This window comes from Massilia sp. CFBP9026, assembly GCF_034045165.1.
GTDB lineage: Bacteria > Pseudomonadota > Gammaproteobacteria > Burkholderiales > Burkholderiaceae_D > Telluria > Telluria arenae.
Genome location: NZ_JAXCWH010000008.1, coordinates 149,632 through 163,646, shown reverse-complemented (window position 1 = coordinate 163,646; position 14,015 = coordinate 149,632). Strand labels below are relative to the sequence as shown.

The 14,015-nt window shown below is 64.2% G+C and carries 15 protein-coding genes; 5 read left to right on the top strand and 10 right to left on the bottom strand.

The features are described 5' to 3' along the window. Position 1: 1 nt before the first annotated feature. From SOM28_RS19910 to SOM28_RS19875, 8 genes are all read right to left on the bottom strand, one after another. On the bottom strand, positions 2–433 hold the full coding sequence (locus tag SOM28_RS19910) for a MarR family winged helix-turn-helix transcriptional regulator (protein WP_147934694.1): 432 nt from the start codon (positions 431–433) through the stop codon (positions 2–4). Further along, complete coding sequence (locus tag SOM28_RS19905) at positions 430–1,335, bottom strand: alpha/beta hydrolase family protein (RefSeq protein ID WP_320469189.1); 906 nt, start codon at positions 1,333–1,335, stop codon at positions 430–432. Before SOM28_RS19905 ends, SOM28_RS19910 begins: the two co-directional genes overlap by 4 nt. Positions 1,336–1,428: 93 nt before the next feature. Beyond that, positions 1,429–2,148: a uroporphyrinogen-III C-methyltransferase gene (cobA, locus tag SOM28_RS19900; protein WP_320469188.1), complete on the bottom strand. Its 720-nt coding sequence runs from the start codon at positions 2,146–2,148 to the stop codon at positions 1,429–1,431. A gap of 17 nt (positions 2,149–2,165) precedes the next feature. Then, complete coding sequence (locus tag SOM28_RS19895) at positions 2,166–3,482, bottom strand: sulfate adenylyltransferase subunit 1 (protein ID WP_123071087.1); 1,317 nt, start codon at positions 3,480–3,482, stop codon at positions 2,166–2,168. Continuing rightward, positions 3,482–4,417, bottom strand: coding sequence for a sulfate adenylyltransferase subunit CysD (cysD, locus tag SOM28_RS19890; RefSeq protein WP_123071088.1), 936 nt, complete (start codon positions 4,415–4,417; stop codon positions 3,482–3,484). The genes SOM28_RS19895 and cysD overlap by 1 nt, the downstream gene beginning before the upstream one ends. Positions 4,418–4,448: 31 nt before the next feature. Then, positions 4,449–5,165 (bottom strand): phosphoadenylyl-sulfate reductase, encoded by a 717-nt coding sequence (locus SOM28_RS19885; protein WP_320469187.1) that lies wholly within the window; start codon positions 5,163–5,165, stop codon positions 4,449–4,451. Positions 5,166–5,176: 11 nt separating this feature from the next. Continuing rightward, positions 5,177–5,734 carry a DUF934 domain-containing protein gene (locus SOM28_RS19880; RefSeq protein ID WP_320469186.1) on the bottom strand — a complete coding sequence of 186 codons (558 nt, stop codon included), beginning with the start codon at positions 5,732–5,734 and terminating at the stop codon, positions 5,177–5,179. Continuing rightward, a complete protein-coding gene (locus tag SOM28_RS19875) occupies positions 5,727–7,415 on the bottom strand; it encodes a nitrite/sulfite reductase (RefSeq protein ID WP_320469185.1) in 1,689 nt (562 codons plus the stop codon). The genes SOM28_RS19880 and SOM28_RS19875 overlap by 8 nt, the downstream gene beginning before the upstream one ends. Positions 7,416–7,597: 182 nt before the next feature. Between SOM28_RS19875 and SOM28_RS19870 the strand changes: the two genes are divergently transcribed. The 5 genes from SOM28_RS19870 to SOM28_RS19850 all read left to right on the top strand — a co-directional run bounded on the left by SOM28_RS19870 (position 7,598) and on the right by SOM28_RS19850 (position 12,919). Next, on the top strand, positions 7,598–8,536 hold the full coding sequence (locus tag SOM28_RS19870) for a CysB family HTH-type transcriptional regulator (RefSeq protein ID WP_123071092.1): 939 nt from the start codon (positions 7,598–7,600) through the stop codon (positions 8,534–8,536). A 17-nt stretch (positions 8,537–8,553) separates the two neighbouring features. Next, on the top strand, positions 8,554–9,222 hold the full coding sequence (locus tag SOM28_RS19865; RefSeq protein WP_320469184.1) for a class I SAM-dependent methyltransferase: 669 nt from the start codon (positions 8,554–8,556) through the stop codon (positions 9,220–9,222). An 11-nt stretch (positions 9,223–9,233) separates the two neighbouring features. After that, a complete protein-coding gene (locus tag SOM28_RS19860; RefSeq protein WP_123071095.1) occupies positions 9,234–9,689 on the top strand; it encodes a YaiI/YqxD family protein in 456 nt (151 codons plus the stop codon). 75 nt (positions 9,690–9,764) lie between these two features. After that, positions 9,765–11,972 (top strand): aldehyde oxidoreductase molybdenum-binding subunit PaoC, encoded by a 2,208-nt coding sequence (gene paoC / locus SOM28_RS19855; protein ID WP_320469183.1) that lies wholly within the window; start codon positions 9,765–9,767, stop codon positions 11,970–11,972. A gap of 281 nt (positions 11,973–12,253) precedes the next feature. Next, entirely contained in the window at positions 12,254–12,919 is a 666-nt protein-coding gene (locus tag SOM28_RS19850; RefSeq protein ID WP_320469182.1) for a GNAT family N-acetyltransferase, read from the top strand. Between the two features lie 25 nt (positions 12,920–12,944). Here SOM28_RS19850 and SOM28_RS19845 read toward each other — a convergent pair whose 3' ends face one another. Both SOM28_RS19845 and SOM28_RS19840 read right to left on the bottom strand, forming a co-directional pair. Then, positions 12,945–13,418, bottom strand: coding sequence for an RES family NAD+ phosphorylase (locus SOM28_RS19845; protein WP_320469181.1), 474 nt, complete (start codon positions 13,416–13,418; stop codon positions 12,945–12,947). Then, positions 13,415–13,981, bottom strand: coding sequence for an Xre family toxin-antitoxin system antitoxin (locus tag SOM28_RS19840; RefSeq protein ID WP_320469180.1), 567 nt, complete (start codon positions 13,979–13,981; stop codon positions 13,415–13,417). Before SOM28_RS19840 ends, SOM28_RS19845 begins: the two co-directional genes overlap by 4 nt. Positions 13,982–14,015: the final 34 nt, after the last annotated feature.

The window sequence follows — 14,015 nt, the reverse complement described above, 5'->3', positions numbered from 1 at the left end:
ACTACAGCGCCAGGTTGCCGACATGTGACAGCCAGCGCGCAACGACCGCTAGTTCTTCGTCGGAGAAGCCGTCGCTGATCCGGAGGTTCAGCTCCTTGAGCATCTCGCTGCTTTGTGCGCTCGCCTCCGCGCCGGCTTGAGTGAGTCGCAGCCGGGTTACGCGTCCGTCATCGTGGTCGGCAATTCGTTCAATGAGCCCGGAAGCTTCCATGCGCTTGGACAGATTGGTGGTCGCCGCCGGCGCTACCTGCAGTGCTTGCGCAATGTCGCCAACGGTGGCCTGGTTGCGTGACGCCAGCAGAAAAAGAAGCCCGACTTGGGCGGTGCTGATGCCTTCCCACGTTCCAGGCCTGGTTTCGGTCCAGCGCTGCAGTCGTCGCTGCGCTTGATTCAGTAGAAAAACAAAGCGAGGGGACTTGACCTGCTTGCTCATTTTGCACCCTTATTCGTTTCCAGATCATCGCCGAGGTCGACATGCTCGAGTTGTTCCAGCAGCCAGGATCCGACCCGAGGCCATAAGCGCTCTTCCGAGCGTTTGCGGAAGAATCCCATGTGCCCAATGGCTCGCATGTCAGCCTGACGCGGTGCAATCTGATGCCGCTCGATCTTCGCGTTGGTCAGCGGCGCAATGAGCATACTGATCGCCGCTGGATTGGCCCAGGGATCGTCGTCGAAGCCCAGCACCAGCAGTGGTATCCGCACACGAGACATGCGCCGCGCGGCATCCATGGCAGGATCATCGAAAAAATAGCGAGGAAGCGTCGTCCAGCGGCTCCACTGGAGCATCACATTGCGCGGCAAGTCCTCGCCGAGTCCGAGCTTGCGTCCTGGCATATAGCCCAGCACCCTGCACAGCAGCGGGGCCAGGACGCGCATGATGCCCCAGACCTTGGTTCGTTCTGCAGCTCCATTGATGGTCGCAGTCACGCCGGCATGTGATGCGACGAGCACGGCTGCGCGAAGCGAATTCGTATCCGCTGACAGAGCCAGGGCGTGTCCTCCCAGGCTATGTCCGACAGCCAGCATCGGTAGCGCCGGAAAGCGTGTGATCGCCCACCGTGTGACTGCGCCCACATCATCATCCATCCAGTCGGACATCGACACAGTCGAGCCGCGCAAACTGGCAGGCCGCGACCGTCCCGTGCCGCGGTAGTCGTAAGTTACGACATGGAGACCAAGTTTCACCAGATAGCGTGCGAAGGGCTCGTAATAGCGTTGCGTGACTGCTGTTCCGGGGTGCAGCAGCACAACTGCCTTCGCTCTCGTCGAGGTCCACAAGCTACCTTCGATATTGCCATGGACGGGAAGTGGGATTTGGAACGGTTCTGGATACATCGCATTCGCCACTTAGTTAACGTGTTAACTAAATTAGCATGACTGAGAGCCTGGTACAAGTCACGGAGCAAATGGAAGGTCTTGTAAAGCGTGCTAGGCCGTCTGGTGCTCGCGCCTGGCCAGCGCCTCTCCCATCATCACCAGCACCGGCCCATGGCCCGGCTCGAGGCCGCGCGCAAGGTCGGTGAGGGTCAGGCGCAGGATGCGCTCGTCGGCGCGGCTGCAGTTTTCCACCACCACCACCGGCAGGTCGGCGCGCCGCCCTTCGGCCAGCAGGCGCTCGGCGGTGGCCGCGGCTTCGCGGCCGCCCATGTACTGGACCAGCGTGTCGGTTTCGGGTAATGCGGGATGGTCCGGTTCGTCCGGCGCGGTGCTCGAGGTGAAGAAGGCGACGCTGCGCGCCAGGCCACGTTTCGTCAAAGGCTGCTTGGTCGCGGCGGCGGCGGCGACGGCGGTGGTGATGCCGGGGACGACCTCGACCTCGATCCCTTCGGCCTCCAGCGCGCGCAATTCCTCGTCGGCCCGGCCGAACAGCATCGGGTCGCCGCCCTTCAAACGAACGACCAGCGCATATTTTCGCGCGCACTCGACCAGCTGCTCGTTGATCAGGGTCTGCGCCATCGAGCGCTGGCCCGAGCGCTTGCCGACCGAGATCTTTTCGGCCCGCACGCACAATTCCAGCATCTCGGGCGTGACCAGGGCGTCGTACAGCACTATATCGGCCTGGGCCAGCAGGCGCGCACCGCGCACCGTGATGAGATCAGCCGCGCCGGGTCCGGCGCCTACCAGATACACTTTTCCCAGCACGGCCATACTGTCCTCTAGAACGATTACGCTTCGATGCGGATCATACCCGCTGCCACGGTCTGGTGGGTGACTTCGTCGATCAGGATGAAGGCGCCGGTGGCGCGGATGTCGGCGTAGGCGTCGGCCGCCAGCGGTTGCTGCACGGTCAGCTGCACGCGCGCGATGTCGTTCAGCTTCAGGCCTTCGGCGGGATGGCGTTCTTGCGTATTCACGTCCAGGATGGTGTCCAGGCGCGCCACCTTGGCCGCGGTCTGGCGCGTGCCGTGCTTGATCCAGTACTTGCGGCGCAGGTCGAGCGGTTCGTCGGCCATCCAGCACACATCGGCCGTCACCTGCTTGAGCAGGGTCGCCGGCTGCTCGCTGCCGGCCAGCATGTCGCCGCGCGAGACGTCCACGTATTCATTCAGCACCAGGGTCACCGACTGGCCGGCCACGGCCGATTCCAGCGAGCCGTCGAAGGTGACGATCTCTTTCACCGTCGCGCTCTGGTTCGAGGGCTGCACGGTCAGCTTGTCGCCGACCTTGACCACGCCCGATTCGATGCGGCCCATATAGCCGCGGAAGTCGTTGGCCTCGTGGCCATTGTGGCGCGCCACCAGCTGCACCGGGAAGCGGAACGGCGCGGCGTGCGACTGGTCATAGACCGACAGCGATTCGAGCAGCTCGATCAGGGTCGGGCCTTCGTACCAGGCCAGTTTGTCCGAACGGTCCACCACGTTGTCGCCGGCCAGCGCCGACAGCGGGATCGCGGTGATGTCCTTCAGGCCCAGCGAAGCGGCAAATTTTTGATATTCGGCGACGATGCGCTCGTAGACGCTGCGGTCGTAGTCGACCAGGTCCATCTTGTTCACGGCCACGACCACGTGCTCGATCTGCAGCAGCTTGGCGATGGTCGAATGGCGCTTGGTCTGCGTCAGCAGCTGTACGCTGCCGTCGTCGCCCAGCTTCACCTTCGACACGTCGATCAGGATGATCACGGCGTCGGCGGTCGAGGCGCCGGTGACCATATTGCGGGTGTACTGCTCGTGGCCCGGGGTGTCGGCGATGATGAACTTGCGCTTCGGCGTAGCGAAATAACGGTAGGCCACGTCGATCGTGATGCCTTGTTCGCGCTCGGCTTCGAGGCCGTCGGTCAGCAGCGACAGGTCGATGGTGTCGCCCACGGTGCGCTTGTGCTTGGCGCGCGAGACGGCGGCCAGCTGGTCGGCGAAGATGCCCTTGCTGTCGAACAGCAGGCGGCCGATCAGGGTGCTCTTGCCATCGTCCACCGAGCCGGCGGTGATGAAGCGCAGCAGGGTCGAGCCTGCCTGTTGGTTCAGTTTGTCTGTCATGGCGTTCATCAGAAATATCCCGCTTTTTTACGTTTTTCCATCGAGGCTTCGGAGGTCTGGTCGTCCATCCGGGTCGCACCGCGCTCGGTCACGTCGGTGACGGCGGTTTCGGCGATGATGCCGGCCACGGTATCCGCATCGGACGCCACCGGGCAGGTGCACGAGATGTCGCCCACGGTCCGGAAGCGCACGGTGCGCGTTTCGACGGTCTCGCCTTCGCGCGCCGGGGTCAATGGGGTCAGCGGCACCAGCAGGCCGTTACGCGGAATCACTTCGCGCTGGTGGGCAAAATAGATCGGCGGCAGCGCCAGTTTTTCGCGGGCGATGTACTGCCACACGTCCAGCTCGGTCCAGTTCGAGATCGGGAACACGCGCATGTTCTCGCCCGGGTGCACGCGGGTGTTATACAGATCCCACAGCTCGGGGCGCTGGGCTTTCGGATCCCATTGGCCGAACTCGTCGCGGAAGGAGAAGATGCGTTCCTTGGCGCGCGCCTTTTCTTCGTCGCGGCGGGCGCCGCCGATGCAGGCGTCGAAGCCGTATTCGGCGATCGTTTCCAGCAGGGTCACGGCCTGGGCCGCATTGCGCGAATCCGTCTGCGGATTGCGCAGGCGCACGGTGCCGCGCTTGATCGAGTCTTCGACGCTGCCGACGATCAGGCGCTCGCCCAATTCAGCTGCACGCGCATCGCGGAAGGCGATCACTTCGTCGAAATTGTGGCCGGTGTCGATGTGCACCAGCGGGAAGGGGAATTTGCCCGGGCGGAAAGCCTTCTCGGCCAGGCGCAGCAGGACCACCGAGTCCTTGCCGCCGGAGAACAGCAGGGCGGGATTGCTGCATTCGGCCGCCACTTCGCGCAGGATGTGGATCGCTTCCGATTCCAGCGCGTCCAGGTGGGCGGCGTTCACATCGCTCAGTACTACATTGTCGCTAACAGTTGTCATCGCTATGCCTGTTCTTTTCTCGGTTCGTGGCTCAAGCGGCCACGGATTTGATGCGAATAAGTTTGCCGTCCACCACGTGCAAGCCGCATTCCTTGGATTCCGGGTTTTCCCACCACCAGCGGCCGGCGCGCACATCCTCGCCCGGCTGGATGGCCCGGGTGCAGGGTTCGCAGCCGATCGACGGGTAGCCGCGGTCATGCAGGGCATTGTAGGGCACGTTGTTGCTGCGCAGGTAGTCCCAGACGTTCTGCTCGCTCCAGTCGGTCAGCGGATTGAACTTCTGCATGCCGTGTGCACGGTCGTCTTCCTGCGCCGCCAGTTCGGCGCGCGTGCTGGACTGGGCACGGCGCTGGCCGGTGATCCAGGCGCGCTTGCCGGCCAGGGCGCGGCCCAGTGGCTCGACCTTGCGGATACGGCAGCATTCCTTGCGCATCTCGACGCTGTCATAGAAAGCGTTCAGGCCGTGGTCCGCGACGTAACGCTCGACCGCCTCGGGTTGCGGGCGGTACAGGGCGATATCGTAGTCGTACGCTTGCTTGACGCGCTCGATCATCGACAGCGTCTCGGCATGCAGGCGGCCGGTTTCGAGCGAGAAGATCGCGATCGGCAGTTTTGCCTTCAGGATCAGGTCGGTCAGCACCATGTCTTCGGCCGCCAGGCTCGATGCGAACACGGCGGGCGTGAAATCGCGGGCAATACGGGTCAGTATCGCGTGGGTTTCATCCACGCGATGATGCAGGTCGCTCATGCTGAAAGCTCCTAGATGCCGGCGCCGATGTCGCGGTGTTCGGCCGGGGTATCGCGTGGAACCCGGCGGAACAGCGGGATCGGATTGTCGACCGTCGCCTGGTAGGTTTCCGAGAACACCGACAGGCCCTTGACGGCGTCGTGGATGCTGCGGTCTTGCCTGGTGGCGTAGGCGTCGAAGCCGCAGCGCGCCATCTGGAACAGCTGGTCGCGCAGCACGTCGCCGATGGCGCGCAGTTCTCCGGTCCAGCCCAGGCGCTTGCGCAGGTTGTAGGCGATCGAGTAGCCGCGGCCATCGGTGAATTTCGGGAAGTCGATGGCGATCACGGCAAAGCGCTGCAGGTCGTCCTTGATGGCGGCGGCGCTTTCGTCCGGCGCCAGCCAGACACCCAGTTCGGCGCGCGCGAGCAGCGCATCGCGCTGGGCCTGCCACACGGTCAGCGGCACGATGATCTTGCCGGCCGGGACTTCCACGCTCTCGGCCGTTTGGCCCTCGTCGAGTTTCAGAACGCTCCAGTCGTCATTGACCACTTCGCGACCCTTGATGATCTGTGGGTGTTGATCAAGCATAGTGGTCCTCTCCAACCAGTTCTTCCGCCGCGATCGGCGTGGCGTATACGTGTTCCTTGAATGGGGCGACGCCCAGGCGCTGCACGGTGTCGACGAAGCGCTCACCGTCGATGCGACAGCGCACATAGACTTCGAGCAGGCGTCCAATGACCTCAGGCATCTGCACCGCCGAGAACGACGGGCCGATGATCTTGCCGATGGCGGACTCATTGCCCTGGGCGCCGCCGATCGACACCTGGTACCACTCGCTGCCGTCCTTGTCCACGCCCAGCACGCCGATATTGCCGACGTGGTGGTGGCCGCAGGCATTGATGCAGCCCGAGATATTCAGTTCGATGTCGCCGATATCGTGCTGGAAGTCCAGGTCGTCGAAGCGCTCGGCGATGGCGGCGGCGATCGGGAGCGATTTCGCGTTCGCCAGCGAGCAATAATCGCCGCCGGGGCAGGCGATGATGTCGGTCAGCAGGCCGATATTCGGCGTCGCCATGCCTTTCGACTTGGCCAGCTGCCAGACCTCGAACAGTTTACCTTGCTCGACGTCGGCCAGCACCAGGTTCTGCTCGTGGGTCACGCGCACCTGGCCGAAGCTGAAGCGGTCGGCCAGCTCGGCCACGAAGTCCATCTGCTCGGCGGTGGCGTCGCCCGGCGGCACGCCGGTCTTCTTGAGCGACAGCACGACGGCGGCATAGCCCGGCACCTTGTGCGGCTTGACGTTGCGGTTGAGCCAGTTGGCGAAGGCACGGTTGTCTGCTTGCGCGGCGCCGACGTCGGTGTCGGCCAGCTCGCGGTAGGCATGCGGCTGGAACCACTTGGCGACGCGCTCGAACTCTTCTTGCGTCAGGGTCTCGGGACCATCCTTCAGGTCGGCCCATTCCTGCTCGACCTGGCGGGTAAACTCTTCGACGCCGAGGGCCTTGAGCAGGATCTTGATGCGGGCCTTGTACTTGTTGTCGCGGCGGCCGTGGGTGTTATACACGCGCATCACGGCTTCGGTATAGGTCAGCAGGTGCTGCCACGGCAGGAAGTCGCGGATCACGCTGCCCAGGATCGGGGTGCGGCCCATGCCGCCGCCGGCCATGAACTTGAAGCCCACCTCTCCGGCCTCGTTATGGACCACGGTCAGGCCGATATCGTGCACGGCGATCGCGGCGCGGTCTTCCAGGGCGCCATTGATGGCCACCTTGAACTTGCGCGGCAAGGCCAGGAACTCTGGGTGGAAGGTACTCCACTGGCGCAGGATTTCGGCGAAGGGACGCGGATCGATGATCTCGTCGGCCGCCACACCGGCGAACTCGTCGGTGGTAATGTTGCGGATGCAATTGCCCGAAGTTTGGATGGCGTGCATTTCGACCGAGGCCAGGTCGGTCAGGATGTCCGGCGTCTGCTCCAGCTCGATCCAGTTGTACTGGATGTTCTGGCGCGTGGTGAAGTGGCCATAGCCGCGGTCATACTTGCGGGCGATATGGGCGAACATGCGCACCTGGCTCGACGACAGCAGACCATACGGCACGGCGACGCGCAGCATATAGGCGTGGCGCTGCATGTACAGGCCATTCTGCAGGCGCAGGGGCAGGAATTCTTCTTCCAGCAGCTCGCCGGAGAGGCGGCGGGCGACCTGGTCGCGATACTGGGCGATGCGCTCGCGCACGATGAGGTGGTCGTAGTGGTCGTAGCGGTACATGTGCAGGGTCCGTAGGCAGAGGCGGATGGTGTTCGCCCATTAAATAATGTCCCGATGATACGGAGCTAAGCTTATATTCCAAACTACGGATAATTTATTTGCTTATATACGTAACCCGAATAAGCATCTTAGAATGTCGTTCGTTACCGGCTTGCTGTCTATTTAACAACAATAATTATCAAATGAATCTCCATCAACTACGCTTCGTGCGCGAGGCCGTCCGCCAGAACTACAATCTGACCGATGCCGCCAAGGCATTGTTCACCTCCCAGCCCGGGGTCTCGAAGGCCATCATCGAGCTGGAAGAAGAGCTTGGCGTCGACATCTTCACCCGCCACGGCAAGCGCATCCGCGGCCTGACCGAGCCGGGACGGCTGGTGCTGCAGTCGGTCGAGCTGATCATGCAGGAGATCGACAGCCTGAAACGCATCGGCAAGGAGTACGCCGCCCACGACAGCGGCAGCTTCACCATCGCCACCACCCACACCCAGGCGCGCTATATGCTGCCGAAGGTGGTGCAGGGCTTCATGCAGAAGTATCCGAAGGTGCGCCTGTCCCTGTTGCAGGGCAATCCCAAGCAGATCGCCGACATGGTCAAGAACGACCAGGCCGACCTGGCCATCGCCACCGAATCGATCGCCGCCGTCGACGGCCTGATCACCTTGCCCGCCTACCAGTGGGAGCACGTGGTGGTGGCGCCGCCGGACCACCCGCTGTTCAAGTCGCGCGCCATCTCGCTGGAAGAGATCGCTACTTACCCCGTGATCACGTATGATGCCGCCTTCGCCGGGCGCAGCAAGATCGACCACGCCTTCGGCCTGCGCAACCTGAAGCCGGACGTGCTGCTGGAAGCGATCGACGCCGACGTGATCAAGACCTATGTCGAGCTGGGCATGGGCGTCGGCATCATCGCCGGCATGGCCTTCGACCCCGAGCGCGACCGCAACCTGCGCGCGCTGCCGGTCGGCCACCTGTTCGGCATGAACACCTCGCGCGTGGCGATCAAGCAGGGCGCCTACCTGCGCAGCTATATCTATACCTTCATCGAGCTGCTGACGCCGACGCTCAATCGCAAGATGGTCGAGTCGGCGATGCGCGGTGGGGAAAACTACGAACTTTGATGGTCAAGGAATTAAAGATGGACAAGAACCCGGTCATTGCCTACTACGACAGCATCGCCGCCCACTACGACAACGCGTCCGCCGAGTATTCGGAAGAGCAGCAGGAAGACCTGGACGAGGCGCGTGAGCAGATCGCCACCTTGCTCAGCGGCCACCGAATCCTGGAACTGGGTTGCGGCAGCGGCGCCTGGACCGACGTGCTGGCCGAAACCGCCGAATCGGTGCTGGCCACCGACGCCAGCACATTCATGCTCGACCTGGCGCGCATGCATGGCGAAGACCTCGACAATGTCGAGTATCGCCTGGTCGATGCGCTGGCGCTGCCGGACGACCTCGCCAGCGGCGACGAAAAATTCACCGCCGTGTTCCTGGCCGGCCTGTGGGCCCACCTGACGCGCGAGCAGGGGGATGCACTGCTGGTGTCCCTGAAGAAGACGTTGGGCAAGGACGTGCTGCTGGTGATCTTCGACGACGCCTATGTGGAAGGCGAGAGCGCCACGACCGTGCGCACCGACCTGCTGGGCAATACCCATGAATTCCAGCTCGATGCCGACGGCGCGCGCCATGAACTGGTCAAGAACTACCCGACCGACAGCACGCTGCGCAAGCGCCTGGACAAGGTCGGCCGCGAGATCAAGATCGCGCGCTGGGAGTTCTACTGGGTGCTGACCTGCCGGCTGAAATAATGTCGCAGGATTTGCACATCTGGGTTGATGCCGACGCCTGTCCGGCCGTCATCAAGGACATCCTGTTCCGGGTGGCGGAGCGCTTGCAACTGAACGTCACGCTGGTCGCGAACCAGCTGATCCGGGTGCCGGGCTCGCGCTTCATCCGCGCGCTGCAGGTGCCGGCCGGGCCGGACGTGGCCGACGCCGAGATCGTCGAACGGGTGAATCCTGGCGACATCGTCGTCACCGGCGACATCCCGCTGGCGGCGCTGGTGCTGGACAAGGGCGGTTTGCCGCTCAATCCGCGCGGCGAGTGGTACACCAGGGACACCATCGCCCAGCAATTGACGATGCGCGCCTTCATGGAAGAGCTGCGCGGCAGCGGCGTCGACACCGGCGGGCCGGCCGCCTTTAGCCAGGCCGACCGCCAGCAGTTTGCCAATGCACTCGACCGCGAGCTGGCGCGGCGCCGACGGCCCAGCTAGTCGATTGCACGATCCTGCGGTGCGCGCGGCATTGCGCTAGATCGGTAGAGTTCGCTCATCAATTGAGGAGCGGACATGAAGTTCGACAGACCGGCAAGGATCAATCCGATCGACCGCCTGAAGGTGGTCGGCAAACCAACGCAGCGCATCGATGGCGCGCTCAAGACCTGCGGCGCCGCGCGATACGCATACGAACAGCAAGAGACGCCTGACGCGGTGTACGGCTACATCGTTGGCGCCGGCATTGCCAAGGGCCGGATCGTCTCGATCGACCTCGCGCCGGCGCGCGCCGCACCCGGCGTGCTCGGCATCGTGACGGCCGCCAATGCCGGCAAGCTCGGCAAGGGCGAATTTTCCGATGCGCGAGCGCTGGCCGGCCCGGAGGTCGAGCATTACCACCAGGCGGTGGCGATCGTGGTCGCCGAGACCTTCGAACAGGCGCGCGCGGCGGCGGGCCTGGTCACGGTGCGCTACGTGAGCACGCACGGCAGCTTCGACCTGGCCGCCGAGCGCGCCCGGGGGGCGGCCAAGCAACCGGTCAAGCCGAACCCCGACCTGGCTTCCGGTATCGGCGATTTCGATGCCGCTTTCGCCGCCGCGCCGGTCAAGCTGGACGAAACCTACACCACGCCCGACCAATCGCACGCGATGATCGAGCCGCATGCGACCATCGCAGCCTGGCAGGGCGATCGGCTGACCTTGTGGACAGCGAACCAGCTGGTGGCATGGGGCGTGCGCGACATGGCCAGCACGCTCGGTATGCCGAAGGAAAACGTGCGGATCGTGTCGCCGCACATCGGCGGCGGCTTCGGCGGCAAGGGCGGGATCATGGCCGACGCGGTGATGGCCGCGCTGGCGGCGAAGCAGGTGGGGCGGCCGGTCAAGGTGGCGCTGCAGCGTTCGCTCATCGCCAACAACACGACGCACCGCGCCGCCACCATCCAGCGCATCCGCATCGGCGCCGGCAGGGATGGCAGGATCACGGCGATCGGCCATGACAGCTGGTCGGGCAACCTGGGCGACAAGCCCGAGGGGGCCACGGCGCCTACGCGACTGCTGTATGCCGGCGCCAACCGCATGACAAAGCTCAGCGTGGCCCATCTGGACTTGCCCGAAGCCCACGACATGCGCGCGCCTGGCGAGGCGCCGGGCATGATGGCGCTCGAGGTGGCGATGGACGAGATGGCCGAGAAGCTCGGCCTCGATCCAGTCGAGTTTCGCATCCTGAACGACACGCAGGTCGACCCGGAGTCGCCCGACGTTCCGTTCTCCACGCGCCGCCTGGTCGAGTGCCTGCGCCTGGGCGCAGAGCGTTTCGGCTGGAACAAGCGCAGCACCAGACCCGGCGCGCGGCGCGACGGGCGCTGGCTGGTCGGCATCGGCATGGCGGCGGGCATCCGCGGCGCGCCGGTGGTCAAGTCGGCGGCGCGCGTGCGAATCGAGTCCGGCGGCGCCGTCATTGTCGAGACCGATATGACCGATCTCGGCACCGGGACCTACACCATCCTGGCGCAGACCGCGGCCGAAATGCTGGGGGTCGGGCTGGACCAGGTAGCGGTGCGCCTCGGCGACTCCGATTTTCCGGACGGGGCGGGATCGGCTGGCCAGTGGGGTGCGGCATCGTCGACTGCCGGCGTATACGCAGCCTGCGTCAAACTGCGCGAAAAGATTGCGCAGCAACTCGGCTTCAGTGGTACCAATGTCGAATTCACGGGCGGGCGGGTACGCGCGGATGGGTCCAGCCGGCTGCTACTCGACGCCGTCGCCAAGGGAGCGCTGAGTGCCGAGGATACGATGGAATACGGTGACCTGGATCAGCGGTTTGCCCAGCAAACCTTTGCCAGTCACTACGTCGAGGTCGGTGTGGACGCGGTCACGGGCGAGATCTGCATCCGCCGCATGCTGGCCGTGTGTGCGGCCGGGCGCATCATCAACCCCCTGGCCGCACGCAGCCAGATCATCGGCGGCATGACGATGGGAGCCGGCGCCGCGCTGATGGAACACCTGGTAGTGGACAAACGCACCGGTTTCTTCGTCAATCACGACCTCGCCGGCTACGAAGTGCCGGTGCACGCCGACATTCCGCACCAGGACGTGATCTTCCTCGATGAAGTCGATCCAACGGCCGGTCCACTGAAGGCCAAGGGCATTGGCGAACTCGGCATCAGCGGGGTGCCGGCCGCGATTGCCAATGCGGTCTATAACGCGACCGGGATCCGCGTGCGGGATTATCCGATCACGCTAGACAAGCTGCTCGATCGCCTGCCAGACATCGAGTCATGAACGCCGCACGGTCCGTATCGATCTCAGAATGAAAGAAATATTGGCCTGCGCACGGTACAGTTGCGCTATTGATAATAGTGTTGTACTTGTTATAATGAGGCAAGGGTGCACGCGCAATTGAAAGCGCGGCAGGATGCGCGATGGTCGGGCCGCCACGCGTAACCGTTCACGCCCATGTCAACCGGACGCAGGCGTGAACGTTGAGAGCTTGCCATGCACGCCAACGTCACACGCGATCGCCCCTTCGAACCTCTATCGTCAACATTCCCGCGGGTGGCCGCATGACGCGCACCCGCTACGGCCTGCGCTCGCCCGACAGCGCCGACGGCCGCAGCGGCGCCAGCCTGCTGATCGAGCGCATGTACTCCTGGCGCGGCTACCAGGGGGCAAGGCTCGACGCCGACGACCCACACCGCATCACCCTGACCGCCTCCGACCGGGACGAGGTAGTGGGCACCCTGACCATCGGGATCGATGCCGGCCACGGGCTGATGGCCGACCATATGTACAAGGAAGAACTGGATGCCTTCAGGCGCGAGGGTGCGCGCCTGGCCGAGGTCACCAAGCTGGCCTTCGACCATTCGGTCCAGTCCAAGCATGCGCTGGCCAGCGTATTTCATCTCGCCTTCATCTACGCGCGCGAAATGCACGGCTGCACCGACGCCGTCATCGAAGTCAATCCGCGCCATCGCCGCTTCTACGAACGCATGCTCGGATTTCGCCGGGTAGGGGAGCTGAAGGTGAATCCGCGGGTGAACGCGCCATCCTACCTGCTGCACGTCAGCCTGGCCTATGTGGCGCAACAGGTCGAGGCGGTGGGCGGCGCGTTCAAGCGCGGCATCGATACCGGCGAGCGTTCGTTCTATCCCTATTTCTTTTCGCCGGAAGAAGAACGCGGTATTGCGGCCCGGCTGCTGCGCACCGAGGGTGCCGACGCCGATCGCTGAACGCGCGCAGGTTTCGATGGTGGACTCAGGAAAAGAGTCTGGGATCGTAGTGCCAGCGCTTGAGCGTGGTAGCGCCGATCCCGGCGGCGCCATCATGCCTCGGATTGATCAACACATTGTATTCGTCGGGCACGATCACGGAAGGGACGAGCAGCAGCGCCGTCGTGCGTGCCATGACCCAGGCGTCGCCGACGGTCCTGGAGGTGAGCCCGGCCGGAATCGCATCCCATCCCGCGGGCGGTGGATCGAGCACCCTGCGCGCAGCCCACAGCGCTTCGGGAATGTCGATCCTGACCAGGTAGCGGTTGTACGGCAGGCCTTCACCGCTGAAGTAATGTACCGTCTCGAGCGTGGCCAGGGCAATGCTGCTCGCGGAATAGACGACAGGTGTGCCCTTGCTGTTCCATCGTCCTCCTGTCGTCCTGGCGCCGATGCCCTGCATATCGTGCGCGTTGTAGTCCGGCGTTTCGCTTGCGATGCGCCAGGCCGTGACGGTCACGCGTAGACCCCGCTTTGCGTCCTTGCGAGCAGTTCGGCCACCAGGCGCTGACCTTCGATGGTGTCCATATAGCTGGCAGGCGTGGCGCCAGCCAGCGCCGGAACCGGGCTGGCGAGCCAGCCGGCCACCCAGCGCGCCGCATCGAAGCCGTCCGGATCGCCCGATTGCTGCACCATGGTGTGCACCATGCCGATCAACATGCCCACCCCGAGCACACGCTCCGACTCGTCCCTGGAGAGGGGCGTGGCGCTTCTCTCCTTGCGATTGATCGTGGCCCGCGACAGGCCGAGGCTCGCGAGCAGGTGTTCCTTGCTGATGCCCATGTGCATGGAGAGTTCGCCGATACTGGAGGCGGGGACACCCTCGCGGATGAGCGCGATCCTGGCCTGTGGATCGACGTGGTAGAGCTGGCTCGCCTCGGCGACAAAATGGGCGGACTCTCCACTCGTGGCAGAGGTGGGATAGGCGGCGGCATCGGCCAGGCCGGATGCCGCGCCGCCATGGCCGGACTTGCGGGTGTGCGCTGCCGCTGCCGTTGCTTTCACATTTCGTGACATGGACATGATCGTCTCCTTTGATGCTTCACTCTACTTCAGG

Excerpts from the sequence above, each read along its gene's own strand:
- cysD (WP_123071088.1), bottom strand. The coding sequence starts at position 4,417 with ATGACAACTGTTAGCGACAATGTAGTACTGAGCGATGTGAACGCCGCC.
- SOM28_RS19875 (WP_320469185.1), bottom strand. The coding sequence starts at position 7,415 with ATGTACCGCTACGACCACTACGACCACCTCATCGTGCGCGAGCGCATC.
- SOM28_RS19865 (WP_320469184.1), top strand. The coding sequence starts at position 8,554 with ATGGACAAGAACCCGGTCATTGCCTACTACGACAGCATCGCCGCCCAC.
- SOM28_RS19880 (WP_320469186.1), bottom strand. The coding sequence starts at position 5,734 with ATGCTTGATCAACACCCACAGATCATCAAGGGTCGCGAAGTGGTCAAT.
- SOM28_RS19905 (WP_320469189.1), bottom strand. The coding sequence starts at position 1,335 with ATGTATCCAGAACCGTTCCAAATCCCACTTCCCGTCCATGGCAATATC.
- SOM28_RS19870 (WP_123071092.1), top strand. The coding sequence starts at position 7,598 with ATGAATCTCCATCAACTACGCTTCGTGCGCGAGGCCGTCCGCCAGAAC.
- SOM28_RS19885 (WP_320469187.1), bottom strand. The coding sequence starts at position 5,165 with ATGAGCGACCTGCATCATCGCGTGGATGAAACCCACGCGATACTGACC.
- cobA (WP_320469188.1), bottom strand. The coding sequence starts at position 2,148 with ATGGCCGTGCTGGGAAAAGTGTATCTGGTAGGCGCCGGACCCGGCGCG.
- SOM28_RS19840 (WP_320469180.1), bottom strand. The coding sequence starts at position 13,981 with ATGTCCATGTCACGAAATGTGAAAGCAACGGCAGCGGCAGCGCACACC.
- SOM28_RS19910 (WP_147934694.1), bottom strand. The coding sequence starts at position 433 with ATGAGCAAGCAGGTCAAGTCCCCTCGCTTTGTTTTTCTACTGAATCAA.
- paoC (WP_320469183.1), top strand. The coding sequence starts at position 9,765 with ATGAAGTTCGACAGACCGGCAAGGATCAATCCGATCGACCGCCTGAAG.
- SOM28_RS19850 (WP_320469182.1), top strand. The coding sequence starts at position 12,254 with ATGACGCGCACCCGCTACGGCCTGCGCTCGCCCGACAGCGCCGACGGC.
- SOM28_RS19895 (WP_123071087.1), bottom strand. The coding sequence starts at position 3,482 with ATGAACGCCATGACAGACAAACTGAACCAACAGGCAGGCTCGACCCTG.